This is a genomic window from Breoghania sp., assembly GCF_030066895.1.
Classification (GTDB): domain Bacteria; phylum Pseudomonadota; class Alphaproteobacteria; order Rhizobiales; family Stappiaceae; genus Breoghania.
In genome coordinates this window covers 150,687-175,514 of the sequence record NZ_JASJAV010000003.1, presented here as the reverse complement: position 1 = coordinate 175,514, position 24,828 = coordinate 150,687, and the positions used below count along the sequence as shown (strand labels likewise).

Annotated in this window: 28 protein-coding genes and 5 pseudogenes; 17 read left to right on the top strand and 16 right to left on the bottom strand. The window is 61.3% G+C overall.

Annotated features, from left to right (window positions below; translation table 11 throughout):
* The first annotated feature begins 187 nt into the window (after window positions 1-187).
* Together QNJ43_RS06110 and QNJ43_RS06105 are read left to right on the top strand one after the other, a co-directional pair.
* The gene (locus tag QNJ43_RS06110) at window positions 188-424 is read left to right on the top strand and encodes a hypothetical protein (RefSeq protein WP_300468258.1); all 237 of its coding nucleotides are present in this window, start codon (window positions 188-190) and stop codon (window positions 422-424) included.
* 36 nt (window positions 425-460) lie between these two features.
* The gene (locus tag QNJ43_RS06105; protein ID WP_300468257.1) at window positions 461-703 is read left to right on the top strand and encodes a GNAT family protein; all 243 of its coding nucleotides are present in this window, start codon (window positions 461-463) and stop codon (window positions 701-703) included.
* Here the strand turns inward: QNJ43_RS06105 and QNJ43_RS06100 are convergent.
* The 3 genes from QNJ43_RS06100 to QNJ43_RS06090 all read right to left on the bottom strand — a co-directional run bounded on the left by QNJ43_RS06100 (window position 700) and on the right by QNJ43_RS06090 (window position 1,951).
* Window positions 700-1,059, bottom strand: a complete 360-nt coding sequence (locus tag QNJ43_RS06100; protein ID WP_300468256.1) for a hypothetical protein — start codon at window positions 1,057-1,059, stop codon at window positions 700-702. The two genes, QNJ43_RS06105 and QNJ43_RS06100, sit on opposite strands and share 4 nt — an antisense overlap.
* Window positions 1,060-1,110: 51 nt before the next feature.
* On the bottom strand, window positions 1,111-1,464 hold the full coding sequence (locus tag QNJ43_RS06095; protein ID WP_300468255.1) for a hypothetical protein: 354 nt from the start codon (window positions 1,462-1,464) through the stop codon (window positions 1,111-1,113).
* A 103-nt stretch (window positions 1,465-1,567) separates the two neighbouring features.
* Window positions 1,568-1,951: a YchJ family metal-binding protein gene (locus QNJ43_RS06090; RefSeq protein ID WP_300468254.1), complete on the bottom strand. Its 384-nt coding sequence runs from the start codon at window positions 1,949-1,951 to the stop codon at window positions 1,568-1,570.
* Between the two features lie 207 nt (window positions 1,952-2,158).
* Here QNJ43_RS06090 and QNJ43_RS06085 point away from each other — a divergent pair, with 207 nt between their 5' ends.
* A complete protein-coding gene (locus QNJ43_RS06085; RefSeq protein ID WP_346432895.1) occupies window positions 2,159-3,115 on the top strand; it encodes an endonuclease/exonuclease/phosphatase family protein in 957 nt (318 codons plus the stop codon).
* 3 nt (window positions 3,116-3,118) lie between these two features.
* Here the strand turns inward: QNJ43_RS06085 and QNJ43_RS06080 are convergent, their stop codons facing one another.
* Complete coding sequence (locus tag QNJ43_RS06080) at window positions 3,119-3,364, bottom strand: cytochrome c (protein ID WP_300468561.1); 246 nt, start codon at window positions 3,362-3,364, stop codon at window positions 3,119-3,121.
* A gap of 204 nt (window positions 3,365-3,568) precedes the next feature.
* On the opposite strand from QNJ43_RS06080, the gene ggt reads away from it, so the two are divergent.
* Window positions 3,569-5,311 carry a gamma-glutamyltransferase gene (ggt, locus tag QNJ43_RS06075; protein ID WP_300468253.1) on the top strand — a complete coding sequence of 581 codons (1,743 nt, stop codon included), beginning with the start codon at window positions 3,569-3,571 and terminating at the stop codon, window positions 5,309-5,311.
* A gap of 55 nt (window positions 5,312-5,366) precedes the next feature.
* On the opposite strand, the gene QNJ43_RS06070 is transcribed toward ggt, so the two are convergent.
* Window positions 5,367-6,050 (bottom strand): response regulator transcription factor, encoded by a 684-nt coding sequence (locus QNJ43_RS06070; RefSeq protein WP_300468251.1) that lies wholly within the window; start codon window positions 6,048-6,050, stop codon window positions 5,367-5,369.
* Between the two features lie 172 nt (window positions 6,051-6,222).
* On the opposite strand from QNJ43_RS06070, the gene QNJ43_RS06065 reads away from it, so the two are divergent.
* From QNJ43_RS06065 to QNJ43_RS06045, 5 genes are all read left to right on the top strand, one after another.
* Window positions 6,223-6,765, top strand: coding sequence for a L,D-transpeptidase family protein (locus tag QNJ43_RS06065; RefSeq protein WP_346432880.1), 543 nt, complete (start codon window positions 6,223-6,225; stop codon window positions 6,763-6,765).
* 107 nt (window positions 6,766-6,872) lie between these two features.
* Window positions 6,873-7,775: a diaminopimelate epimerase gene (dapF, locus tag QNJ43_RS06060; RefSeq protein ID WP_300468246.1), complete on the top strand. Its 903-nt coding sequence runs from the start codon at window positions 6,873-6,875 to the stop codon at window positions 7,773-7,775.
* A gap of 3 nt (window positions 7,776-7,778) precedes the next feature.
* Complete coding sequence (gene mtaB, locus QNJ43_RS06055; RefSeq protein WP_346432879.1) at window positions 7,779-9,074, top strand: tRNA (N(6)-L-threonylcarbamoyladenosine(37)-C(2))-methylthiotransferase MtaB; 1,296 nt, start codon at window positions 7,779-7,781, stop codon at window positions 9,072-9,074.
* Between the two features lie 78 nt (window positions 9,075-9,152).
* Complete coding sequence (gene ftsY / locus QNJ43_RS06050) at window positions 9,153-10,601, top strand: signal recognition particle-docking protein FtsY (RefSeq protein ID WP_300468243.1); 1,449 nt, start codon at window positions 9,153-9,155, stop codon at window positions 10,599-10,601.
* 110 nt (window positions 10,602-10,711) lie between these two features.
* Window positions 10,712-11,359, top strand: a complete 648-nt coding sequence (locus tag QNJ43_RS06045) for a septation protein A (RefSeq protein WP_300468240.1) — start codon at window positions 10,712-10,714, stop codon at window positions 11,357-11,359.
* A 42-nt stretch (window positions 11,360-11,401) separates the two neighbouring features.
* Here QNJ43_RS06045 and QNJ43_RS06040 read toward each other — a convergent pair whose 3' ends face one another.
* Both QNJ43_RS06040 and QNJ43_RS06035 read right to left on the bottom strand, forming a co-directional pair.
* Entirely contained in the window at window positions 11,402-11,707 is a 306-nt protein-coding gene (locus QNJ43_RS06040) for a hypothetical protein (protein ID WP_300468238.1), read from the bottom strand.
* 238 nt (window positions 11,708-11,945) lie between these two features.
* On the bottom strand, window positions 11,946-12,797 hold the full coding sequence (locus tag QNJ43_RS06035; protein ID WP_300468559.1) for a farnesyl diphosphate synthase: 852 nt from the start codon (window positions 12,795-12,797) through the stop codon (window positions 11,946-11,948).
* Between the two features lie 498 nt (window positions 12,798-13,295).
* Between QNJ43_RS06035 and mtgA the strand changes: the two are divergent.
* The 4 genes and pseudogenes from mtgA to QNJ43_RS06015 all read left to right on the top strand — a co-directional run.
* Window positions 13,296-13,814, top strand: a pseudogene (gene mtgA / locus QNJ43_RS06030) (monofunctional biosynthetic peptidoglycan transglycosylase); the annotation flags it as partial.
* Between the two features lie 247 nt (window positions 13,815-14,061).
* Window positions 14,062-14,247 (top strand): 50S ribosomal protein L32, encoded by a 186-nt coding sequence (gene rpmF / locus QNJ43_RS06025; protein ID WP_300468236.1) that lies wholly within the window; start codon window positions 14,062-14,064, stop codon window positions 14,245-14,247.
* Window positions 14,248-14,672: 425 nt separating this feature from the next.
* A complete protein-coding gene (locus tag QNJ43_RS06020) occupies window positions 14,673-14,939 on the top strand; it encodes a hypothetical protein (protein ID WP_300468234.1) in 267 nt (88 codons plus the stop codon).
* 339 nt (window positions 14,940-15,278) lie between these two features.
* Entirely contained in the window at window positions 15,279-15,602 is a 324-nt protein-coding gene (locus QNJ43_RS06015) for a hypothetical protein (RefSeq protein WP_300468232.1), read from the top strand.
* Window positions 15,603-15,640: 38 nt separating this feature from the next.
* Here the strand turns inward: QNJ43_RS06015 and QNJ43_RS06010 are convergent, their stop codons facing one another.
* Window positions 15,641-17,158, bottom strand: a complete 1,518-nt coding sequence (locus QNJ43_RS06010) for a gamma-glutamyltransferase family protein (RefSeq protein ID WP_346432878.1) — start codon at window positions 17,156-17,158, stop codon at window positions 15,641-15,643.
* A gap of 207 nt (window positions 17,159-17,365) precedes the next feature.
* Between QNJ43_RS06010 and QNJ43_RS06005 the strand changes: the two genes are divergently transcribed.
* Complete coding sequence (locus QNJ43_RS06005) at window positions 17,366-17,743, top strand: heme-binding protein (protein ID WP_300468557.1); 378 nt, start codon at window positions 17,366-17,368, stop codon at window positions 17,741-17,743.
* Window positions 17,744-17,855: 112 nt separating this feature from the next.
* On the opposite strand, the gene phaR is transcribed toward QNJ43_RS06005, so the two are convergent.
* Window positions 17,856-18,455, bottom strand: coding sequence for a polyhydroxyalkanoate synthesis repressor PhaR (phaR, locus tag QNJ43_RS06000; protein ID WP_300468228.1), 600 nt, complete (start codon window positions 18,453-18,455; stop codon window positions 17,856-17,858).
* A 439-nt stretch (window positions 18,456-18,894) separates the two neighbouring features.
* Between phaR and QNJ43_RS05995 the strand changes: the two are divergent.
* Window positions 18,895-20,081: pseudogene (locus QNJ43_RS05995) on the top strand (acetyl-CoA C-acetyltransferase).
* A 129-nt stretch (window positions 20,082-20,210) separates the two neighbouring features.
* Window positions 20,211-20,931 (top strand): annotated as a pseudogene (gene phbB, locus QNJ43_RS05990) (acetoacetyl-CoA reductase).
* Here the strand turns inward: phbB and QNJ43_RS05985 are convergent.
* The 4 genes from QNJ43_RS05985 to QNJ43_RS26820 all read right to left on the bottom strand — a co-directional run bounded on the left by QNJ43_RS05985 (window position 20,928) and on the right by QNJ43_RS26820 (window position 22,109).
* Window positions 20,928-21,386 (bottom strand): MAPEG family protein, encoded by a 459-nt coding sequence (locus QNJ43_RS05985; RefSeq protein ID WP_300468226.1) that lies wholly within the window; start codon window positions 21,384-21,386, stop codon window positions 20,928-20,930. The pseudogene phbB and the gene QNJ43_RS05985 sit on opposite strands and share 4 nt — an antisense overlap.
* An 80-nt stretch (window positions 21,387-21,466) precedes the next feature.
* Window positions 21,467-21,631 (bottom strand): hypothetical protein, encoded by a 165-nt coding sequence (locus QNJ43_RS26830; protein WP_346432877.1) that lies wholly within the window; start codon window positions 21,629-21,631, stop codon window positions 21,467-21,469.
* A gap of 66 nt (window positions 21,632-21,697) precedes the next feature.
* Window positions 21,698-21,946 (bottom strand): hypothetical protein, encoded by a 249-nt coding sequence (locus tag QNJ43_RS26825; protein ID WP_346432876.1) that lies wholly within the window; start codon window positions 21,944-21,946, stop codon window positions 21,698-21,700.
* The gene (locus tag QNJ43_RS26820) at window positions 21,906-22,109 is read right to left on the bottom strand and encodes a hypothetical protein (RefSeq protein WP_346432875.1); all 204 of its coding nucleotides are present in this window, start codon (window positions 22,107-22,109) and stop codon (window positions 21,906-21,908) included. Before QNJ43_RS26820 ends, QNJ43_RS26825 begins: the two co-directional genes overlap by 41 nt.
* 146 nt (window positions 22,110-22,255) lie before the next feature.
* On the opposite strand from QNJ43_RS26820, the pseudogene gluQRS reads away from it, so the two are divergent.
* A pseudogene (gene gluQRS, locus QNJ43_RS05975) lies at window positions 22,256-23,154 on the top strand (tRNA glutamyl-Q(34) synthetase GluQRS).
* On the opposite strand, the gene QNJ43_RS26815 reads toward gluQRS, so the two are convergent.
* From QNJ43_RS26815 to QNJ43_RS26805, 3 genes and pseudogenes are all read right to left on the bottom strand, one after another.
* The gene (locus tag QNJ43_RS26815; RefSeq protein ID WP_346432874.1) at window positions 23,151-23,516 is read right to left on the bottom strand and encodes a gamma-glutamyltransferase; all 366 of its coding nucleotides are present in this window, start codon (window positions 23,514-23,516) and stop codon (window positions 23,151-23,153) included. The pseudogene gluQRS and the gene QNJ43_RS26815 sit on opposite strands and share 4 nt — an antisense overlap.
* Complete coding sequence (locus QNJ43_RS26810) at window positions 23,500-24,198, bottom strand: gamma-glutamyltransferase (protein WP_346432894.1); 699 nt, start codon at window positions 24,196-24,198, stop codon at window positions 23,500-23,502. The genes QNJ43_RS26815 and QNJ43_RS26810 overlap by 17 nt, the downstream gene beginning before the upstream one ends.
* A pseudogene (locus QNJ43_RS26805) lies at window positions 24,195-24,636 on the bottom strand (gamma-glutamyltransferase). The gene QNJ43_RS26810 and the pseudogene QNJ43_RS26805 overlap by 4 nt, the downstream one beginning before the upstream one ends.
* Window positions 24,637-24,828 lie beyond the last annotated feature (192 nt).

Sequence of the window (24,828 nt, the reverse complement as noted above, 5' to 3'; positions counted from 1 at the left end):
TTTGCATTTTCTGCAAGTTTACCGCTCCATGTTGGAATCTGTCGCCGCCGCGACATGATGCAAATCATCGCAGGAACATACTGTGCTCGAATCTCCTCCCACAAAACCCGTTGCCCCGGTTCTCCCTTGCCTCCTGCAAGGTCGTTTCGTACGGCTCGAGCCGCTTGCAGAACACCACCGGGAGGGATTGGCCGCCCTCCATGCGGGTGCAGGGGAGCGTATCTTCCTGAACTCCCCCTTTCCGGGCTCGTTCAAAAACTATTTCAACACCGCGCTTTCCTCCTGCAAAGCGGACGTTCACGTACCCTTTGTCGTGCGCAGGCAAAAAGATGACGCCTTCATCGGCATGACCCGGCTGTTCGACATTTTCCCGAACAATCGCGGCCTCGAGATCGGCTGGACCTGGTATCAACCCAACTTCTAGGACGGCCTGACCAATCCGGAATGCAAGCTTCTGCTGATGACCTATGTCTTCGAAAGCTGTGGATATGGACGCGTGCAGCTCAAGACCGACGCCCGCAACCTCCATTTCCAGGCCGCCATGGAGAAGATGGGAGCCACCCGCGAGGGAACGCTGCGCCACCACCGAATTCTCCTACCCGACGGGCGCTGGCGCGATTCGGTCTTCTTTTTTGTGCTCGCGGAGGAATGGCCGGGCGTGAAAGTCGGGCTTGAGGCACGGTTGGACAAGATGTCCGACTAGACTAGATTGATGCCCGCGGCCTGCAGAACCAGATTGAGCGCCAACAGCGTCATCACCGTTCTGAACCCCATTCGGAAAGTCGTCTCCGGCATGCGCCCGAGCAACATGGAGCCAGCCAGCGTGCCCATGAAGCCGGTGACGATCATGGCGATCATCAGCCAGAGCCACGGCCCGAAGGCAAAGCCCAGAAAGCCGAAGACGGTCACCTTGATCAGATGCTGCAGGGTCATGCAAGCCGCGAAGGTTCCGACGAAACCGTGACGGGTCTTGGTCAGGGGGCTGATGATGGCCCCCACAAACGGCCCCGTCGCGCCGAAGAACATGGTCAGGATCGTCGTCACGAACATCGCCAGCACCAGAAGCGAGCGCGGCAGCTTCGCAAAGGACGGCTTCTTGCCCCAGATCGATCACAACACGAATAGCGTCAGCGCGATCTTGAGCGGCGCATCGGGCAGCCGCATCACTACGTGACCGCCGACCCAAGCGCCCACCAGACTGCCGATCGCGATGTAGAGCAGGATCGAACGATCGATATGACGGGCCTGGACAATCATCCGCCCGGCGTTCGAACCGAGCTGGATCACGCCGTGGACGGGGATCAGAACGGCCATGGAAATGGCGAAGGCCATCACCGCCAGAAGCGCCACGCCGCCAAGCCCGACAGCCGCCGTCATGCCGGAGGTTAGAAAGGAGACGAAGACGAGAGTGAGTGCGAAAGCCGGTGACAGGTCCGGCGGCATGAACGTGGTGAGCAGATCCAAATCAGACGCCCTATCCCACTGGGCGACAAGCGAACGGGTCGGTTCGCACGGCACCCTACCCATTACCTGTTTGAATTGCGAATTTCAGACAACAGGGCGACCGTTACGGCCGACATCTCCGAATCATTGCCTCAGCAACGCCTTCACCTGCTCTTCGGCCACGACCGCCACGTAGTACCAGCGTCCCTTTCTTCTTGCGGAACAGGCTGGCCTCACGGTGTTCGCGCACTTCGCCGTTTTCCAGCGCCTTGGCAACGAACTTGACCATGCCCGTCTTGTCGTCGACGCTGCCTTTTTCGACCTGAAGGATCTCCAGTCCGATCCATTGCCGCGTCTGGGCGAATTCCGTGAGCTCCGCCATATCCAGGGTCTTCTGGTATTTCGGCCAGAGGCTTTCCTTCAGCCAACCCACATTGCGCAAGGCAAAGGCTGAATAGCGCGAGCGCATCAGCGCCTCCGCCGTCTCCGGCCAGGCACGGCCCTCCAAGGCGGGACCGCAGCATTCCTCAAACGTTCGCCCGGAACAGCAGGGGGCAAAGGGTCATATCGGCTCCTTACAGCCAGGTTTCATCTCTCTCTGCCGCTCTTGCCCCGGACTGCGACAAAGCGCAAGAGCCCTCGCCCTCGACAGACGTAACAGAACCTAGCACTCTGATCCCATGCGGATTGCGACCTTCAACCTGGAATCCTTTGAATCGGACCCCTTCGACGCGCAAGCGCTCGAACCCTGCATCTCGAACCCTGCATAACGCGGCTTCGCCCCATTCTGGAGCAACTCGACGCCGATATCCTCTGCCTGCAGAAAGTGAACACGCAACGGCGCAAAGGAGAATGGGCGCGCGGCTTCGATGCGTTGCAGGTCCTCATTCAAAACACCTCCTATGAAAGCTTCCACCTCGCAACGAGCGGCGACGGAGATCCGACCGAGCGGCACAATCTCGCAATCCTCTCCCGCTATCCCGTGATCGCATGTCGGGACATTCTCAACGACTACATCGATCCACCGCACTGGCGACGCCGACATGCCCATCCGCCCGACAAATCCGCCCCGGCAATCCATTTCGACCGGCCGATTCTGGCCGTTTCTCTCGATCTTCCCGAAAACCGACCGCTCCACCTCTTCTGCGTCCACCTGCGCGCACCGCTCACAGCCCCCGTACCGGGCCAGAAATTGACGGCAAAGAGCTGGAAGTCGGTCCCCGGCTGGGCCGAGGGCTATTTCGCGGCCGCCATGAAGCGGACAGGACAGGCGCTGGAATTGCGCGAAGCCGTCGATGCGGTCTTCGATAAGGAGGAAGACGCTTTCGTCGCGGCCGTCGGGGATTTCAACGCCGTAGAAGTGGAACCGGCGCTCAGGATCATCCTTGCGGAGCTCGACGACACCGGGAATTGCGAACTGGCGAGCCGGGAGCTCCTGCCGGTGGAAAGCTTCGGTCTCAAGCGAACGTCGTTTCACGGTCAGCCATCGCGGCCGTCATCACATGCTCGACCACATCCTCGTGAGCCGCGCACTGTTCTCGCGACTAAAGGACGTCCGGATTCTCACAACAGGAACCTTGCCGACGAAATCGAAGATGCGGGCACTCCGGCAGCGCTCGGCTCCTTCCATGCTCCTCTCGTGGCCACCTTCGACGAGCTCGAGACGCCGTAACGCCTAGCCTTCCTTCAGGGAGCGGATATAGGCGACGAGTGCTGCGATCTCCGCCCGGCTCAGCGACATGTCCGGATGCGTGCCGGAGAGCATCGTTTTGATCTGCTCGACGGAAAGATCCGGCTTTGCGGCGATTTCGGAAAAGGGCGGCACGTCCGGATTGCTCTGCGCCTGATCCGCTGCGACGACATGACAGTTCGCGCACCACAGCTTCGCCAATCGCTCTCCCGCCGCACGAGAAAAGCGCAGTCACTGCGGTTGCAAGAAGGTCTTTGCGAAGCGTCGTGCCGTCATGACATTGATATCCCTTGCTGTCGGACCGCCGCGCAATCGCGGGCGGCCTCATCGGTTGCAATCGATTTCTCACGACGGCTCTCTGGAAACTGCCGCTACATACGCCAGTATTAAGCAGGATAGTGGAATCGTTTCGAGCATCGATTGGGAGGATCCGAAATGCGGCCCGTTCTTTCCGGCCTTGCCAGTGCGGCCCTGGCCGTCACCCTTGTCTTCACGCCATCGACCGGCAACACGCAGGAAACGACGCCCATTCTGTCGGGCCGAGATCTTGTTCATCCCGTCATTGCCGAACATGGAATGGTGGCCAGTCAGGAGCAGACGGCGACACGGGTCGGCGTGGAGATCCTGAAGGAAGGCGGCAACGCCGTGGATGCGGCCGTGGCGGTCGGATTTGCGCTGGCGGTGACCTTGCCGCGCGCGGGCAATCTGGGCGGCGGCGGCTTCATGATGGTTCATCGCGCCGATCGAAACGAGACGGTGGCGATCGATTACCGAGAGAAAGCCCCGGCCGCCGCCTTCAAGGACATGTTCCTGAACGAGCAAGGCGATGCCGACCCGTTGAAATCGCGTTTTTCGGGGTTAGCCGTCGGCGTGCCGGGAACGGTGGCCGGGCTTGTTGCCGCTCATCGCGACTACGGCTCGGGCAAGCTGACGCTGGCGCAAGTCATGGCCCCCGCCATCCGGCTGGCGAAAGACGGATTCGAAATGCCCGCAAGCCTTGCACAGTCGCTGGAGCGGGTCCGCGTGCGACTGTCGCTCGATGCGGAAGCCTACGTCACCTTCTACGGCGAGGCGGGACTGCCGGTTGAGCCCGGCACGTTATTCAAGCAACCAGATCTCGCAGCGACCCTGAAAAGGATCGCCCAGGAAGGTGCGGACGGCTTTTACAGGGGCCCCGTGGCCGACGCGATCGCACAGACCGTTCAGGACCGCGGCGGCGGCATGACGACGGAAGACCTCGCCTATTATCAAGCCGTCATCCGTGAACCGGTGCGCGGCACCTATCGCGGTTACGACATCGCCTCCATGCCGCCCCCCTCGTCCGGCGGCATCCACATCATCGAGATCCTGAATATTCTGGAAGGCTTCGATCTGCGCGAAACCGGACCAAATTCGGCGGCAACGATCAACATCATGGCGGAGGCAATGAAGTGCGCCTATGCGGATCGCTCGAAATATCTGGGCGATCCGGATTTCGTCGAAGTGCCGGTCGGGGGGCTCACGTCGAAGGCCTATGCCGATGCGCTGCGCACAGGCATCGAGCCCGGCAAAGTGACCCCGTCGAATGAAATCGCCCCGGCCAATCCCCTGCCCTACGAGAGCAATCAGACCACGCATTTCTCTGTGATCGACAAAGAAGGCAACGCCGTTTCCAACACCTACACGCTCAACTTTTCCTATGGCGTGGGCTTCATGGCGAAGGGAACGGGCGTTCTTCTCAATAACGAACTCGACGACTTTTCCGCAAAACCGGGTACGCCCAACGCCTATGGCCTGATCGACGGCGAGGCCAATGCGGTAGGCCCGCGCAAACGGCCGCTCTCCTCCATGAGCCCGACCATCGTCTTCAAGGACGGCAAGGCCTGGCTCGTGACCGGCTCGCCCGGCGGCAGCCGCATCATCACTACCGTGCTGCAGGTCATCCTGAACGTGGTCGACCACGGCACGAACATCGCGGAAGCGAATGCCGCCCCGCGCGTGCACCATCAATGGCTGCCGGACGAGTTGCGCGTGGAGGACGGCCTTAGCCCCGACACGCTGAGGCTCCTGCGCGACATGGGCTACGAGATTGCCGTGAAGAACACCATGGGCTCCACGCAATCGATCATGGCGGACCAGGGCATCCTGATGGGCGCATCCGATCCACGCACTGAAGGCGATCTGGCTGCAGGCTATTGAGCGGAAGGAAGCGGCAACGCACTCCAAAACAGAGTGAGTTGCCGATCCTTGGAAGTCACGGCATGAGCTTGTAGCCGCCCGCCTCGGTCACCAGAAGCGTGGCGTTCGAAGAATCCGTCTCGATCTTCTGGCGCAACCGGTAGATATGGGTCTCCAGCGTGTGCGTAGTCACGCCGGAATTGTAGCCCCACACCTCGTGCAGCAGCACATCGCGCGTCACCGGCTTTTCGCCCGTGCGATAGAGATACTTCAGAATCGCCGTTTCCTTCTCCGTCAGCCGGATCTTTCCGCCGCTGGCATCCAGCAGCAGCTTGGCGGAAGGGCGGAACGTGTAGGAACCGATGGCGAAGGTGGCGTCCTCGCTCTGCTCGTGCTGGCGCAGATGCGCGCGGATGCGGGCAAGCAGGACTGCGAACTTGAACGGCTTCACCACGTAGTTGTTGGCGCCCGCTTCCAGACCGAGGAGCGTGTCGCTGTCGGTATCGTGCCCGGTCAGCATGATGATCGGCGCCTTGAAGCCGCCTTTGCGCAAGACCTTCACTGCCTCGCGCCCGTCCATGTCCGGCAGTCCCACATCCATGATCAGAAGATCCAGATGATCGGCCCGCGCCTCCCGGATACCCGAGGCAGCGCAATCACTGGTCAACGTTTCGAATTCCTCGAAAAGCGACAATTGCTCGACCAACGCCTCGCGCAGATCGGCGTCGTCGTCGATAATCAGAATCCTGCGAGCGGTCATTCCCGTCCTCCGGCGCTCTCCCTCAAATCCGATCTGGTCAGCGGCGCGGTCGCTTGCCGGTCCACGGCCATAAATGGCAGGTCGGAATCACGATTGCGGGGGGCCAATCATCATGGCTAGGTGGTATTCGGGTCAAATCGTGATCACGGCGCGGTGAGGGAATACCGGCCCTATGGCAGCATTAAGGTCAGAGATGACAATGGGAAACATATACGTTCGCGCCCTGTCGGCATCCAGAACGCGAGGCAGGCTGATTTTCGGCCCGCTTTCTGTCGCCTGTGCATTGGGCCGCACCGGAATTTCACACGAAAAGCGCGAAGGAGACGGCGCCACTCCCTCGGGCCGCTATCGCCTGCTGCAAGTCCTTTACCGAGCCGACCGCATTCAAAGGCCCATCACACGCCTTCCCGTGTGTGCACTCAAACCTCATGACGGCTGGTGCGATGATCCCCGTCATGGACGCTACAACCGCCCCGTTCGCCTGCCATTTTCCGCATCGCACGAACGGCTTTGGCGCGAGGACCATCTCTACGACGTGGTCGTCATCCTCGATCACAACCAGAAACCCCGCAGCCTGGGAGGCGGCAGCGCGGTATTCTGCCATCTGGCAAGGCCCGGCTATCTGCCCACCGAAGGCTGCGTGGCGGTAAGCCTTGCCGACATGTGTCGCCTGCTCGCCATGGCAGACAAAACAACCGCGATCCATATTGCGTAAACGCCCTGTTGCGGAATTTGTGACCACTGGCATTCCGGCGACGTTTCCGCCATATAGAGGCCAGTTTCCACTGTGGATCCGACCAAGGCTCAGGAAAGTATCCCACGATGACTGCGCGCGAACTCCCCTTCGTCAAGATGAACGGGCTCGGCAACGACTTCGTCGTTTTCGATGCGCGCGAAGAACCCGCGCGCCTTTCCGACACTCAGATCGCTGCGATCGGGAGCCGGACATCCGGTATCGGCTTCGACCAGATGATCATCGTCGAAGCTTCCCCCATGGGTGTCGATGCCTTCATGCGAATCTACAATTGCGACGGCGGCCAGGTCGATGCCTGCGGCAACGCCACCCGCTGCATCGGTCGTCTGGTGATGGAGGAAAAGGACACGGACCGCGCCACGATCCAGACCAATGCGGGCTTCCTGAAAGCCTATGCGACGGGCAACGAGGTTCGCGTCACGGTGGACATGGGCGAACCGAAGCTCGAATGGCAGGACATTCCGCTCGCAGAAGAATTCCGCGATACCCGCGTCATCGAGTTGCAGATCGGCCCAATCGATGAGCCCGTCCTGCATTCGCCCGCCGTGGTGAACATGGGCAATCCGCACGCAATCTTTTTCGTCGACGATATCGAGGCCTACGATCTGGAACGCTTCGGCCCGCTTCTCGAACATCACCCGGTTTTTCCCGAACGCGCCAACGTCACGCTGGCCCAAATTACCGGCCAGAACGAAATCCGCGCGAAGGTGTGGGAACGCGGCGTCGGCCTGACCCGGGCCTGCGGCACCGCCGCCTGCGCCACCGGGGTTGTGGCCGCCCGCAAGCGGCTGACCGGCCGCCATGTCACGGTGACGCTGCCCGGCGGCCCTCTCGACATCGAATGGCGCGAGAGCGACGGCCACGTGATGATGACCGGCGACACCGAGCTTGAATTCCTCGGCACGCTGGATCTGGATTCGCTCAACGGCGGCAAGCCCGAATGGCGGCGCGAGACGCAGGGCGCGGCCTGATCCATGACCATCAAGCTCGTCACTTTCGGTTGCAGGCTCAACACCTACGAGTCCGAGATCATGCGGCGCGAAGCGGAGGCCGCGGGCCTCGACAACGCCATCCTCGTCAACACCTGCGCGGTGACGGGTGAGGCGGTGCGCCAGGCCCGTCAGCAGATCCGCCGTGCGCGCCGCGAAAATCCGCAAGCCCGTATCATCGTCACCGGTTGTGCGGCACAGATCGAGGCCGAAACCTTCTCGCAAATGGAGGAGGTCGATCTCGTCATCGGCAATACCGAGAAGCTTGAACGCGCCTCCTACAAGCGCGTGGCGGATTTCGGCATCGACGAGAACGAGAAGGTCATCGTCAACGACATCATGAGCGTGCGGAAGACCGCCGGCCACCTGATCGACGGACTGGAAGGCCGCGTTCGCGCCTTCGTGCAGGTCCAGAACGGCTGCTATCATCGCCGCACCTTCTGCATCATCCCCTTCGGCCGGGGGAATTCGCGCTCCGTCGCCATGGGCAAAGTGGTCGGCCAGATCCGCCGCCTCGTCGAGAACGGCTATCACGAGATTGTCCTGACCGGCGTCGACATCACCTCCTACGGTGCAGATCTTCCCGGCGAGCCGAAGCTCGGAACGCTCGTTGAAAAGATCCTGAAACTGGTGCCGGATCTGGAGCGGCTGCGTCTCTCCTCCATCGAGGCCGATGACGCCCTGATGCGCGCGATCGCCGAAGAGCCCCGGCTGATACCGCATTTCCACCTCAGCCTGCAATCCGGCGACAACATGATCCTGAAGCGCATGAAGCGCCGCCATTCGCGCGAGGACACCATCGCCTTCTGCGAAGAGGTGCGCCGCCACCGACCAGACGTGATCTTCGGCGCTGACATCATCGCCGGGTTCCCGACCGAAACCAAAGCGATGTTCGAAAACCCGCTGAGGATCGGCGAGGACTGCGGCCTGACGCATCTCCACGTCTTTCCGTTTTCCCCGCGCAAGGGAACGCCCGCAGGCCGCATGCCCCAGGTCAACCGCGCCCTCGTCAAGGAGCGCGCCGCACGGCTGCGCGAGGCGGGCGAAGCGGCCCTCATGCGCCACCTTTCCAGCGAAATCGGTCTCACCCGCCGCATTCTGGTGGAACGCGAAGGATTGGGGCGGACCGGACAATTCACCGAAACGGAACTGAGCTTCGGCACGCCGGCACCATCGTCACGGCCCGCATCACCGGTCACAGCCGCCGTCACCTCATGGCCGAAGCGGCTTGAGAGCCTTGAGCGGCAAATGGCATCTCGCGCCGCACCGCGTTCGGGATGACAAAAGCTGCAGATCGTGACAATCAGGTACAGGGTCGGATGTCCCTGCCGACCAACCTGAGCGAAAAAACGGAATTTCATGGCGGAGAGCGAAAAGCGCGGATTTTTCGGACGGTTGTTCGGCGGCAAGAAAGATACGCCGACCGAGAACCCGGAAGCTCTGACCCCGGAAACGGAAACACCCGAAAGCGAAACGCCGGAAGCCGAGACACCAGAGCTCGAGACCCACGAGCCCGACACCGCACCGGAAGAAGACGGGATAGACGCTCCTCAACCGGAAGAGCCCACCCCAGACGAAACGGCTGAGACCGAGGAACCGGTTGAACCGGAGCCAGTCGAAGACGACAGCGCGACGCTCGAAGCCCCGCAAAGCGGCGAAGTCCCGGCTCCCGAGGCCGAAGCCGCCCCCGTCAGCACCGAAGAACAGGTGCCGGAGACGGATGTCGCCGGGACAGCCCCCGAAGCGGACGCTCAGTCCGATGTGACCGAGCCGGAAGTCGAGGCTGAAATCCCCGACGAAGTGACTAACGAGGCTGCCGAGACCGAAATATCGACAGAAGAACCGGAAACAGCAGAGGCAGTCCCTGCTGATGAGACCACGCCCAAGCGGTCCTGGTTCCAGCGGCTTCGCGACGGACTTTCCCGCTCCTCCTCGGCGCTTGGCGAAGGCATCACCTCCGTCTTCCGCAAGCGCAAGCTCGATGCGGAGACGCTGGAGGATCTGGAGAATCTGCTGATCCAGGCAGATCTCGGTACGGATACGGCGATCACCATCACCGAGCGGTTGGCGGAAGGCCGGTTCGACAAGGAAATCTCCGAAGAGGAAGTTCGCAGCGTTCTGGCCGACGAGATCGAGAAGGTGCTGGAGCCCGTCGCCCAGCCGCTCGATCTCGACACCGGTCACAAGCCCCACGTTGTGCTGCTGGTGGGCGTCAACGGGACTGGCAAGACCACGACCATCGGCAAGCTCGCCGCCAAGCTTACCCGCGAAGGCAAGAAGGTGATGCTGGCCGCGGGAGACACCTTCCGCGCCGCCGCCGTCGAGCAGCTCAAGATCTGGGGTGACAGAACCAATTCCACGGTCGTTTCCCGTCCCACGGGCGCGGATGCGGCTGGCCTCGTCTTCGATGCCATGAAGCAGGCGCAGGCCGAGCAGAGCGACGTTCTGCTGATCGATACCGCCGGTCGCCTGCAGAACCGGGCGGAGCTGATGGCGGAACTGGAAAAGGTCGTGCGTGTCATCAAGAAGCACGATCCCGAGGCCCCTCACACGGTGCTGCTGACGCTGGACGCCACCACCGGGCAGAACGCCATGAGCCAGGTGGAGATCTTCGGCAAGAAGGCAGGCGTCACCGGCCTCGTCATGACGAAGCTCGACGGCACGGCGCGCGGCGGCATCCTGGTGGCGATCGCCGCCAAGCACCCCATGCCCGTACATTTCATCGGTATCGGCGAGGGGATCGACGATCTGGAGCCCTTCACTGCAAAAGATTTTGCGGCCGCCATCGCGGGCATGACGCAATCTTAATGCTAGGCTGGCGACACGCCCCTCGCACAACGGGTCATCCGTCCCCATGTAGACGGGACCCGCGTCAGGCGGAACGCTGAGCGACATCAACGCAAACGGGGTTTTGCGACTTGGAATTCGAACACGACCCAAATGCGCCGGATAGAAAGCGCGACGAAAATCCGCTTCTGAAGCGGGCACTGGAATTGGGGCCGCTCGCCATCTTTTTCTTCGCTAATGCACGCGGCAAACAACTGGCGGAAAGCTTTCCCGCCCTCGGCGCCCTTGGCGGCCCGATCTTCATTGCGACCGCCGCCTTCATGGTGGCGATTTCGATCTCGCTGATCGTTTCCTATTCCATCTACCGCCGCCTGTCGGTCATGCCGCTGGTGGCCGGTGTCGTCGTGATCGTCTTCGGCGCGTTGACGCTCTATCTGCACGACGATGTCTTCATCAAGCTGAAGCCGACCATCATCAACACGCTGTTCGGCGCGGTGCTGCTCGGTGGACTCGCTTTCGGGCGCTCATTTCTGGGCTATGTCTTCGACAGCGTCTTTCAACTCGATGCGGAAGGCTGGCGCAAGCTCACGTTTCGCTGGGGCCTGTTCTTCCTCTTCCTGGTCATCCTCAACGAAATCGTCTGGCGCAATTTCTCGACCGATTTCTGGGTGACCTTCAAAGTTTTCGGCATCATGCCGATCACCTTCTGTTTCACGCTCTCGCAATTGCCGCTGATCAACCGGCATTCCCTGAGCGCAAAGGACGACAAGATGCACTGAAGAACGCCTTGGACGTTGAGATAGGACGAGGTCGGAAGGCCGTCAGGAATCGTCGTTGCCCAGCCGCCACGGCTCGGGCTCTTCGGCTTCCTTGATGGTCGGATCATCTTCCGCCAACGGATCGCGCCCCAAGGCCTCGATCGCATGGCGTGCGACTGCCTGATAGGCCGCGACCCCGCCGAGCGGCGTGGTTTCATGAACGCCGGTATCGACCACGACCGCAGGCTCGTCCGAACCGTGAGGGGGATCGGGATCGCCATCGCCCGCGACGTGGAGCGCAGCCTCGTCCTGCTGGTCAAATTGCTGCTGTTCCCGCGGATTGTGATCCGCAGCCTTAACAAGCGGCACGGGTGCGGGGATCCTGTCGACCGTCTAAGACATATCGGCTTCCTGCCCTTATCACAGCCCCCGGAGCAACGTTCCCGCTGCCTCAACCATCCAAAAATGGAAGACCCTTCTGGGCCATTCCGCCGGAGAATCGTCGCAAGAAGTCGTTAACTATTGCTTTACGCAGCGGCGGCGGTCAATTCGAGGTTTCCCTCCAGATCAGGCGGAGTGAGACGGCAGGTCTCCGGCATGTCAGAGATCAACTGTGTCGTTCGGCAATGAAGCGCGCCGTCTGACGCAAAATCGCAGCTCGCTCGCCGTAACTATCCAGCAGAGCGTCCGCTTCCTCCACGAGGTCGGAAAGCGTCTTTTGCGTCCATTCCACTCCGTTGAGTTCGACCAGGGTCGCCTTGCCCAACACGGCATCCTTGCCCGTCGCCTTGCCCAGGGCCTCCGCATCGCCCACCACGTCGAGCAGATCGTCGGCAAGCTGGAAGGCGAGCCCCGCAATTTCGCCGAAGCGGGTCAACCGGGTGATATCGCCGTCATTGCCGCCGCTCATGCGCGCACCGGCCCGCGTTGCGAAGCGAATGAGCGCGCCGGTCTTCATCGACTGGAGACGACGGATATCCTCTTCCTCGCTGGAAACCGCACTTCCCAGAAGATCGAGCATCTGACCGCCGGCCATCCCGCCGAGACCGGAGGCCCGCGCGAGATCGAGCGTCAGACCCGCCCGCAATTCCGCATCCTCGTCCGTCGCCGGGTCGGCAAGGATATCGAAGGCAAAGGTCAGCAGCGCATCGCCGGCCAGAACCGCGGTCGCCTCGTCAAAAGCCCGGTGAACCGTCGGCCGCCCGCGGCGGATGTCGTCATCGTCCATCGCCGGGAGATCATCATGGACGAGGGAATAGCAGTGGACGCATTCAAGCGCCGCACCGGCCCGCAGCACCCCTTCATCGTCGCGATCGAACAGACGGGCCACCTCGATCAGCAGGAACGGCCGCAGCCGTTTGCTCCCGCCCAGAGCCGCATGCCGCATGGCGGCCAGCAACCGGCCCGGACGGCAGACCTCGCCGGATAGCGGCAGCTCATCGAGCAACGAATCGAGCATCGTCTCCACGCACGCAGCGGTCGCGGTCAGGCGCTCGGTGAAGGTATCTGGCAGTTCGAGGGTCACGGGATGGAAAACCGGGTCAGGAAAACGCGAAGTGTTGCAGTTCGAATTGCCCGATGGGAACGACACTGTCAATCAACCGCCCCCATCCGACGCACGCGGGATCATACACGACCAAACCCGGCTCCGGGCAGTTACTTGAGGCACGTCATGTGCCCGATCAGGACGCATGGGGTGCTCTGCCGGGAACAGCGGGGCGCGACTCAATGCGCAAGGCTTTTCGCCTCCCGACCTTGACGTGCGGGCTCGCACACGACCCTATTGCAACGAATTGAGCACAATAGCGTAAACGGAAGGACAGGCCGGTTTGGCGGCAAGGGGCTGGTTCGCGCGGGTGCAAAAAAGGCGACTGGCGGCAGCCGACGCAATGGGGGGAAGGAAACCACCCGCCAGCGTCTGGTGCGGGTGCTGCTGAAGGCCGCCGTTTTTCTCGCCATGCTGCCGCTGGAGATTACACTCGTCTATTCGATCCTGCCCGCCGTCTCCACACCGATGCTGGCGCGTCTTCTGACGGGACAGAAGGTAGAGCGGATCTGGACGCCGCTCGATACGATCTCGCTAGTCCTGCAGCGCTCCGTGATCGCCCTCCGAGGATGCCCGCTTCTGCGTTCATACAGGCGTCGACTGGGATGCCCTGATGCGTCAGGTGTCAAAGCTTGAGGACAGCGAGGAAGTGCGCGGCGCCTCCACCATCATGCAGCTTGCCAAGAACCTGTTTCTCTGGCCCTCGCGCAGTTACGTGCGCAAGGCGATGGAGATACCTTTGGCACTGTGGATCGATCTGGTCCTGTCCAAACGACGCATTCTGGAGCTTTATCTCAACATCGCGGAATAGGGCGATGGGATTTTCGGCATCGAGGCGGCGGCGCGCCATTATTACGGCGTATCGGCCGACAAACTGAGCGCAACTCAGGCCGCGCGGCTGGCAACACCCTGCCCAACCCGATCGCCCGCAACCCGATGCACCTGTCGCGCGGACACGCCAATCATGCCCGCGCAGTGCGCGAACGCGCCAGAATCGGACGCGATCTTCTCGAAGAGATTTAATTTATTAATTGATGAATATAAAAAATATGCCTCAACGGGGTGGCGCTGGCGCAAGGATGCCTGTACAAGGCGGCCATTCTTTCAGGCGAGGCATGTCCAACCCGGCTAAACCGGATTCGGGCGTGGTCCGTCTTTGACCACTGGAGAGTTGAACATGGCCGTTCCGAAGCGAAAGACGTCGCGCATGAAGCGCGGTTTTCGCCGTTCCGCGGACGCCCTGAAGCAGCCGGCCTATGTCGAGGACAAGGATTCGGGCGAACTTCGCTGCCCGCATCACATCGACCTGAAGAGCGGCATGTATCGCGGGCGTCAGATCCTTGAGCCGAAGGATAGCATCTAAGCATCCGAGCGGCTTGCGAGATCTCTCGCGAACGCTGAAGACGATGATCGAGGCCGGCGCATTTCGTCGGCCTTTTTCATGTCCGCCCTCTGGCTCACCCCGGTGAGAGCGCCATTGAGCGCGGGCAGACGCGGCTCCTCCCTCACCCATATTGACGATTTCCGTCACCCCCTGTTCGTGGGTTAGGGTATTTCCCGACACGCTTTCAGAACCGCATATGCCTTCAGGAACGACAGTTACCGGCAACGCATGAGGCCACCCATGCCGTTCGTTATAATATTCCGCTGACCATTGCCCCGCTGATCGTCTACAACATCATCGCATTCGGCCTGCTCGGCACCGATCCCGACAATTCCTGGGTCCTGCCGGTCGCCACCATTCCCCTCCCCTCAGATGCCCGCTGGTCGCTCCTTTTGGGAGACCTGATGATCGCGGTGGGCTTGTTTCTGCTGTTTTTCGAAATCCTCAAGGCCACGCGCGTCGGCCGAGGATGGGGATCGGTCATCGACCACATCCTCTCCGCACTGGTTTTCGTGACCTATCTCGTCGAATTCCTCGTCGTGCGGGCGGGCGCGACGTCGGTCTTCTTCATTCTGCTGCTGATCTCGCTGCTCGACATGATCGCCGGATTTACCGTCGCCACCCACTCGGCTCAGCGCGATATTACCTTCGGTCCCGGCGAAGGCTCGTGAATTCGAGCCGCACAGCGTAATCGGGACGGGAAATCCCGGCCCGTATCATTTTTGATTAAAATTGTTTCGAAATCGGCCATTTGCCGAGTTCCAGCGCACGCCTGACGTGCCAGACACCAACTGATCGACGGTCTCTCCGCAAATTTCCCAAGACAAAAGTGATCCGAAAAGCGCTGATTCGTGCGATTTCACTATTGCGTTACGACAAAAGGTTAACAGATGGTTACTAAGTGGCATCCGACTTGCGCAGAAGAATGCAGGCGAAACGCGAATGTCCCGCTACGGAACACGTGGAGGCGAGGCCAATGGTGGCACCAGTCGAACCGAGCGGACATGCAGGTGGACCTCTTAGCGGGCACCGCCGGGTCGAACCCAGCTCGAAGAGCGACCGCCCCGCCGCCGCCATCACCGTCAGGCTCGCAGGAGGGTCAAGGCCGCGCCCTGGTCGCAGTCAGCGCCGCACGGAGCAGCGAACCGGCCCGCTACCATTACTACGGCGCCAATGCCGCGTTCCTGACCCATCTGATCGCAACGGACATCGGCGTGCCGCAGACCCGCACGCGCCGCAAGGAAGAGCCGGAACCCTCCGCCAAGGCCTATGCCGCGACAGCCGGTTCGACGTTTCTGCTGAAGCCCGGCTCCATCCTCAACCGCTCTGCCTGAAGCAAATCGGCCAATCGGGCATCAACCGATATCCCGGATTACCAGCCGAGCGCGCACCCGTCCTTGCGCGTATCAGACCCCGCTGTGAGCAGCCCATCCCCGATCATGATCGCCTGACTGCCACCGATTGCCTGCCGAGCAGGGGTGAGGGTGTGTCCCCGCTCCAGAAAGCCCGCATGAGTCGCCTCGCTCACGCCGGTCTCCACCATGAGCGGACCGTCAATCCCGTCGAAGAAGATGCACGGAGCATCGATTGCCTGCTGCACGTCCATCCCAAAATCGAGAATATTTCCCAGCACATGCCCATGACCGCACGGCTGATAGGCGCCGCCCATCACCCCGAATGACAGCCACGGCCGACCTTCGCGGAACGCCATCGCAGGAATGATTGTGTGCAGGGACCGCTTGCGCGGTCCGATGCAATTGGGGTGACCGGGCTTAAGCCGGAAGCACGCTCCCCGATTTTGCAGGACGATCCCCGATTTCGGCGTCGCAACCCCGGCGCCGAACCCGCAATAGATCGAGTTGATGAGCGAGACGGCCGTTCCGTCCCCATCGACCACCGTCAGGTAGACGGTATCCGAATCGGGCGTCAGGACATCTGTCGGCAACCCGCTAAGTCGTGCCGCAGGATCGATCCTCGCCGCAAGACGCGCGCCGAATTCCTTCGAGATCAAATCCGCGGTCGATACGACCATGGCGTCGGGATCGGCCACGTGAAGATCACGGACGGAATAGGCAAGTCGCGCCGCCTCCATTTCCAGATGGAACCGTTCAGGCCCCGTCGGGTCGAGCGCCGAGAGGTCGAAATTCTCTAGAATGTTGAGGAGGATTAACGCCGTAACGCCGTGGCCGTTCAGCGGCAGTTCAAGCACCTGCGTACCGCGATAGTTCGAGACGATCGGCTCGACGGCCAGGACGTCGATACCCGCAAGATTCTCTTCGGTGAGGAAACCGCCCTTGGCCTGAACCGTCGCCGCGATTTCCACCGCAATGGGGCCCTCGTAGAGCGCACAGGCGCCGTCTTCCGCGATTTCCCGCAACGTCTGAGCCAGCGCAGGCAATCGATGCACGCTGCCGATGGCCGGAGCCGCGCCATCGACCAGATAATGTCGCGCCACCCCCTCATCACGGCGCAGAAGATCAACGAGATCCGGCCAATCCGTTCCGACACGCGAAGCCACGGGAAAGCCGTTCTCGGCATAGTCGATCGCCGGAGCCAGAACCCGCGACAGGGACCACGACCCGTGATCGCGCAGCAGAGTTTCCCAGGCCTTGACGACGTCCGGCACGGTCACGGCATGAATGGAATCGTCCCGAATCTCATCGCTCAGTCCTGCCGCCATCAACCGCTCGGGCGTTGCGCCTTTCGCGGCGCGCCCCGACCCGTTGAGGCCGTAAACGGTTCCGTCGGGGCGCACGACAATGGCGAAGCAGTCGCCGCCGATCCCCGTCATATGCGGCTCGACCACGCATTGCACGGCAACGGCCGCCACTGTGGCATCGGCCGCATTGCCGCCCTCTCGCAGCACATTGAGTGCCGCCGAGGTCGCCAACGGGTGCGACGTTGCAGCCGTGGCCGTGCGGGATTGAACGGGCGGACGCCCGGGTTTCTGGAAATCGCGATGCATTGCCCCTCCAGGATCGGTTATACGCCGTTGAAGAACAGCTGTTTTTCTTCCGCGTTTGTTTCCCCTTGGGCGGCGGCCTGCTAGGTCAGGATATCCATGAGGGAAACAACACTTGAATTCGAGGCTGAAACCATGACGGACCTGATGCTCGCAACCGCCCAGAAGATTATCGCTGCCGCCATAGAGAAGGCGGCAGAACTCAAGATCAAGCCGATCACCGTCGCGGTGTTCGACGCCGGCGGCCATCTGACCGCACTGGCCCGTCAGGACGGCTCGTCCATCATGCGGCCGCAGATCGCCTACGGCAAAGCCTATGGCGCGCTTGCCGTCGGCACCGGCACGCGCTGGCTCAACGCCAATGCGGAAAGCCGTCCCCACTTCATTCAGGCACTGAATAGCGCGTCCGGCGGATCCATCATCTCCGTTCCCGGTGGAGTGATGATCCGCGATGCGCAGGGTCAGGGCATCGGCGCCGTAGACATCACGGGCGACACCTCCGATAATGACTAAGCCTGTGCCGTCGCCGGCATTCAGGCGGCCGGTCTCACCGCCGATACGGGCGCCTGAGCCCGATCAAACAAGCCTGCCTGGCCGCAGGCCCGCCGGCAACTCGCCTGCTTGATTATCCTTTCGGCTTGGCCAGCTCGTCGATCTTCTTCTGCATGTCGGCGAGCTGTTCCTTCAACGCATTCAGATCGCCGGACTGCTTGGCGCTCTCGCTCTCGGCGGGCGCTGCAGGCTGCGGCTGGCTTTCCGACGTTGAATCGGAGCCTTGAGGAAACGGCACGAACATGCGCATGGCGCGCTCGAACATTTCCGTGTTGCGGCGCACCTGCTCCTCCATTGCGTCGAAAGTGGAGGATCCGAATGTCTGCGACATCTGCTCGCGCAGCTTGTTCTGCTCCTTGGTGAGCGACGCCATGGAATATTCCAGGTAGCTGGGAACCAGCGCCTGAATCTGATCACCGTAAAATCGGATGAGCTGACGCAGGAAGGTGACGGGCAGCAAATTCTGGCCCTTCGCTTCCTGTTCGAAAATGATTTGAGTAAGTACGGATCGGGTGATGTCCTCGCCCGACTTGGCATCGAAGACCTGAAAGTCCTCCCCACTCTTCACCATCGATGCAAGATCTTCCAGCGTTACATAGGTGCTGGTGCCGGTATTGTAGAGCCGACGATTCGCATATTTCTTGATCGTGGTCGGTCCGTCTTTCTTTGCCATTTTGCCTACCGCGTTGTTGCGCGCAAATCGAATTCCGGAGCCCGTTACAACTTCGCCGAACTGATTCGGACGGTATCTTACTACTCCGGAATTATGAACAGGAGCATACCTTTTCAGTCGGATCGGTGCGATCCCCTCGAAAACCGCTCCAGGCAGGGGACCGACATCGCCCTCTCGCCATGCATCCGCCCCGTTTCCCCTGATGCATCACGATAGGCCAAACATCCTCGGATTCACCACCGCTTTTTATTACCCCGGAAAAACTGCAAGCGCGCAAACCCAGATCGGAGGCCTTCCTACTGCGTCATCTCGACCGATGGAGCAGTTGACTTCACACGACGTAAGGGCAGTATTCCTGACTACAGTCCAACCACCCGGTGCTCGGGACCATTTTGTCCCCACCCTGCCCGGCAGCGGATGCCCCAAGCGGAGAGTTTTCATGGACGCAAACAGCGATATCGTCATTGTTAGCGCCACACGCACGCCCGTCGGCTCGTTCAACGACGCCTTTGCCAAGACCCCGGCGCATGAACTGGGAACCACGGTGATCCGCGAAGCGCTGTCGCGCGCTTCCGTGGAGGCCACCGATGTCAATTAGGTCGTTTTCGGTCAGGTCCTGACGGCCGGAGAAAGCCAGAACCCGGCCCGCCAGGCCGCGATCGCCGCCGGAATCCCGGAATGCGCAACCGCTCTGGTCATCAATCAGGTCTGCGGTTCGGGCCTGCGCACCGTCGCCCTCGGCATGCAGCAGATCGCAACGGGAGATGCCTCGATCATCGTGGCCGGCGGACAGGAATCCATGTCGCTCTCCCCGCACTGCGCCTACATGCGCAGCGGTCAAAAGATGGGCGACGTCAAGATGATCGACACCATGATCAAGGACGGCCTGTGGGATGCCTTCAACGGCTATCACATGGGCAATACGGCGGAGAATGTCGCAAACCAAGTGGCAGATCACCCGCGAACAGCAGGACGAGTTCGCCGTCGCCTTCCAGAACAAGGCCGACAGCCGCGCAGAAGGCAGGAAAGTTCAAGGACGAGATCGTCCCCGTCACCTTGTATGAGCGCAAGGGCGAGCGGATCATCGATGAGGACGAATATATCCGCCACGGCGTGACGCTGGACAGCATCGCCAAGCTTCGCCCCGCCTTCGACAAGGAAGTCTCCGTTACCGCAGGCAACGCATCGGGTATCAATGATGGCGCCGCAGCCGTGGTCCTGATGACGGCCGCGGAGGCAGAAAAGCGCGGCCTGACGCCGCTTGCGCGCATCACTTCCTGGCCAACCGCGGGCATCGATCCCAAGGTCATGGGCTCCGGCCCGATCCCGGCTTCGCGCAAGGCGTTGGCGAAAGCCGACTGGTCCGTCGAAGATCTCGATCTCGTGGAGACCAACGAGGCGTTCGCCGCGCAGGCCTGCGCCGTCAACAAGGACATGGGCTGGAACCCGGAAATCGTCAACGTCAACGGTGGGGCGATCGCCATCGGCCATCCCATCGGAGCTTCGGGAACCCGCGTTCTCGTCACGCTTCTGCACGAGATGAAGCACCGCAAGGCCGCCAAGGGCCTTGCGATCCTTTACATCGGCGGCGGCATGGGCATCGCCATGTGTCTGGAGAACGCCTGACACTACGACCAAGGGCGGGATTGATTACACCCGCCCTTTTCTTTAGGCTGTCGCCTTACTCTTGGGAGAATACGTGCGAATCCCTACGTAAGGCGATGCACGAGGTGAGGACTAGGTCAGGGGGAAGTTATGAGTTCAGTTGCAGTGGTAACCGGTGGCACGCGAGGCATCGGCGAGGCGGTCTCGCTTGCATTGAAAGAAGCCGGATACACGGTCACGGCGACCTACCGCGGCAATGTGGAGAAGGCGGAAGCCTTCAAGGCGAAAACCGGCATCCACGTTTACAAGTGAGACGTATCGCATCCCGAGGAATGCGTCGCGGGAATTGCAAAAGTCGAGGAAGAACTCGGCCCGGTCGACGTTCTCGTCAACAATGCGGACATCACCCGTGACGGAATGTTCCACAAGATGAGCTGGGAACAGTGGCGCGAGGTCATGTCCACCAATCTGGACAGCATGTTCTCCATGACCCGTCCAGTCATTGACGGCATGCGCGAGCGCGGGCACGGCCGGATCATCAACATTTCCTTGATCAACGGCCAGATGGGACAGACGAACTATTCCGCCGCCAAGGCAGGCGTCATCGGCTTCACGAAGGCGCTTGCCCAGGAAAATGCGCGCAAGGGCATCACCGTCAACGCCATCTGTCCCGGCTACATCAACACCGACATGGTCGCGGCCATGCCCGAAAAGGTGTTGGAGAGCATCGTCTCGACCATTCCCGTCGGACGTCTGGGGCATCCGGAGGAAATCGGCGAATTGGCCACCTATCTCGCCTCAGACGCCGCCGCCTTCATGACCGGCTCGGTCCCTGACGATCAACGGTGCGCAGTACATCGCCAACGGCTAGCCGAAATACGAGCGAAACCAAACAATCGACCGCCGCTCACCTGGGGCAACACCACGCTTCAGGCGAGCACGATCGCCAGATCGACAATGATCGCGGCGATCATCGGCAACATGGTCAGGAGCATGCCGCCGGAGCGAAGCGGCATGCTCGATTGCACAGAAAGCCAAGGCATAGGCCGTGATCGCACGCCCCAGAAAGAAGGCCGCCGCGAGCCCCCCCCCCCCAATCAGCCACACCGCAGCCCCTTGAAGTTCCGCCACCAGAATGAGCAGAACGAAGGACGGTGCGGATTCCACGAGATTGCCCTGAGCGCGAATGGCGCTGCGAAGCCCCGGATCCTCCCCATCACCAAGCGACACCTTGCAGCGAATGCGATGCTGGATAACGCGCGCGGTCAGGATCAGAAACAGCACCGAAAGCTCCACAATCAGCCAGGTGGTAACAGGAAAAGACATCGTTCCTCCCTTTGCCGCCCGGTCTCTTTCGCGTTTTTCAGGGCAAGCGGCCTTTCAAGACTTTCGTTTCCGATGAGGCATCAGATCGGCAGAACCTCGCGGCCCTGGCGCAGGATTCGATAGTAGAACCAGAAAAGCCAGGCCGCGATACCACGCAATGGCGTCCAGGCTCGCACCATCTCCGCCGCCTCCCCGATCTTCGGTCGTTCATCGAGCATGAAGGCAGCGCGCAGAGCCTCCCGCAAGGCGAGATCACCGGCAGGGAAGATATCCGGATGCCCTACACAGAACAGCAGGAAAATATCCGCCGTTCAGGGACCGATTCCCGAAATCGCACAAAGCCGGGCATGCGCCTCGTCCCCCGGAGCCTCGGCAAGCGCCGCCAGATCGAGCCCCGCCTCCACTTCCGCGCATACGGCGCGAAGCGTGCAGATCTTCGGCCGCGACAGACCGGCTCCGGCAAGAGCCGCATCGTCGTGCGTCCTGAACGTGGCGGCATCAAAGGGATCGACGAGGGCTTCAAACCGCGAATAGATCGCGGTTGCACTGGCAACCGACACCTGTTGACCGACGACAATATGGGCAAGCCTCTTTCAGATCGGTCGAACGCCGCCGAAGCGGCAACGGACCGGCAGCCTGCGCGATGGCGGTCAGTCGGGGATCGAGCGCAAGCAGCGCATCCAGCCCGTCCTGAATATCCTCAAGGGTATTCAGACTTTTCACGGCGCTCCCCTCACCGACTCGCTTCATTAAGGCGCACGCTGATAGAAGCAGACATCCCGAAACGGTTCCATAATATCCACGCGACCAGTATCAACGTTCAACACAAGCCTTGCCGCCTTTGCAATCCGCCGTGGTTCGGAAGTCGAATGTTTAAACGCCCCACTTTCCGGTTCGCCCCATCGCCCAACGGCTTTCTGCATCTGGGCCACGCCTATTCCGCCTTGCTCAATCAGCAATGTGCGGACCGAGTGGACGGACGACTGCTGTTGCGCATGGAGGATATCGACACCACCCGGTGCCGTCCCGAATTCGAGGACGCAATCTATCGCGACCTCAGATGGAGCGGGCTTGAATGGGAAGACCCGGTCCATCGCCAATCGGAACATTTCGAGGATTATGCGCAGGCGCTCGCACGGCTCGATTCCATGGGCCTCGTCAAACGCAGCGTGGCGAGCCGCCGCGAAATTCGCGAGGGAGCGACCAAGGCCGCCGCTGACGGACGACCTTGGCCGCAGGATCCCGATGGCGCACCCCGCTCTTCCCCGGCGACGAAGCTATTCTCGACGCCTCCGAGATCACCCGCAGGCTCAAGGCAGAACCGACCGCATTGCGGCTCGATACGACGGCCGCCCTTGCGCGCCTTGGTTCGGCTCCGAAATGGCGGGAAGCGGGCCCTGACAGGGAAACGGAGATCGTCGGCAATCCGCTTCAATGGGGCGATGTCGTGCTGGCGCGGAAGGAAACGCCAACGAGTTATCACCTCTCCGTGGTCGTGAATGACGCCCTGCAGGAGATCAGCGACGTGGTGCGCGGACGCGACCTCCTTCAGGCCACATCCATTCATCGCCTTCTTCAGGACCTGCTTGGCCTGCCCGCCCCGAAGTACCGTCACCATCGCCTGATCCTGGACGAAGACGGCCACAAGCTCGCCAAGTCGGCAGCTTCCACAGGGTTTTCGGAACTGCGCGCGGTAGGCGCGACACCCGACGATATCCGCCGCAAGGTCGGCCTGGACAGTGCTGAGGGTCAGACTGCCTCGCGCTAACCGACTGCAGCACCGCCATCGGCGCGCAGATCATGCGCTTCAAGAAGTGACCCGGCCGCATCGCGAACGATCATCCTGGCATGTCCCATCGTGTCGGAATACGCCTCGTCCATCACCACAACACGATGCCCGACCCGTTCGAGATCCCTGACGAGATCGGAGTCGAATCGATTTTCCAGGCGAAGCGCGGTCGTCTCATCGCCCCAGGTCCGACCGAGCAACCAACGCGGCGCGTCGATCGCCTCTCCGATATCCTGACCGGATAGGATCGCACGCGATAGGATGGCGGCCTGCGTTTGCGGCTGCCCTTCGCCGCCCATGGTGCCGTAAACGACGGTTCGCCCATCATCGAAGCTGGGCAAGCGCGGGATTGAGCGTGTGGAAGGGCCGACGACCGGGCTGAAGCGGGTTTACCGCGTCCGCCGGATTGAGCGAAAAGCTCGCGCCGCGGTTCTGCATCAGGATCCCTGTGCGCGGCGAAACGCAGCCCGACCCAAATTCCCAGTAGATCGATTGAATGAAAGAAACCGCATTCCCGGCCGCGTCGATCGCACCAAGCCAGACCGTATCGCCCTTTTGTGCAATATGCGGCCAGGGTGCTGCGCGTTTGCGGTCGATCTCCCCGACCTCGCGATCAAGCCAGTCCGGAGACAGGAAGTCTTTCGGATCGACGTCCATATGGGCCGGATCGGTCACGAAACGATCCCTGATCAGAAATGCTCGTTTCGTTGCCTTGATCAGACCATGCACATGGTCGAAGCTCTCCGCGCGCGCCACGTCGAGCCGATCGAAAAGAGCGAGAATGATGAGCGAGGCGAGCCCCTGTGTCGGCGGAGCAGAATTGAAGAGGCGACCGACCTTTAGGCGGGTTTCAAGGAGCTGGCGAAGGCGCGCCTCATAGGTCTTCAGATCGGCAAATGTCACCGGCGAACCAATTTCCTCCAGATCGGCGGCCAGCGTCGCCGCCACATCGCCGCGATAGAAATCATTGAGACCGGTATGTCCGAGATAATCGAGCGTATCGGAAAGCCGCTCTTGCTTCAGGAGAGTGCCTTCCTCGGGAACCTTTCCACCTGGAATTTAGATATCGGCAAAGCCCGACTGATTTTCGAGTTCGTGGCGCTTTTCAGTCGTGAGAGCAAACTGGCTGCGGGAAACCGAGATTCCTTCGCGCGCGCGCCGCGTGGCATCTTCGAGCAAGACGGCCATAGGGAGCCCTCCCCAAGATGCGTCCCGATTTCGTGCGCCCTCGCCCATCCACCGATGGTGCCTGGCACCGTCAGAGCTGCAAGCGGACCACGTGTCGGAACAGTTTCGCATTCCGCCTTGTGATAGGCGGCAATCGAGGCCTTCGCCCCGGCGGGACCGCAGGCCTCGACATACCAGGGATCCCTGCCCTTCGGCGCGATCAACCAGAAGCCGTCCGCCGATGGCATTCATGTGCGGATAGACAACCGCGACGGTGGCCGCCGTCGCAATCATGGCATCGACGGCGGTTCCCGCGTCTTTCAGTACTTCCGCGCCCGCATTCGCAGCCGCCATATGCGGCGCGACCACCATACCCGCGCTCGAAGTTATCGTTTCCATGAAGGTTCCCGATCATGGTCTATTGCGATGTAAAACATACCATACGGCAACAGCGCGAAAAGACGCAAGGGGGAAAAGAAGTTATTC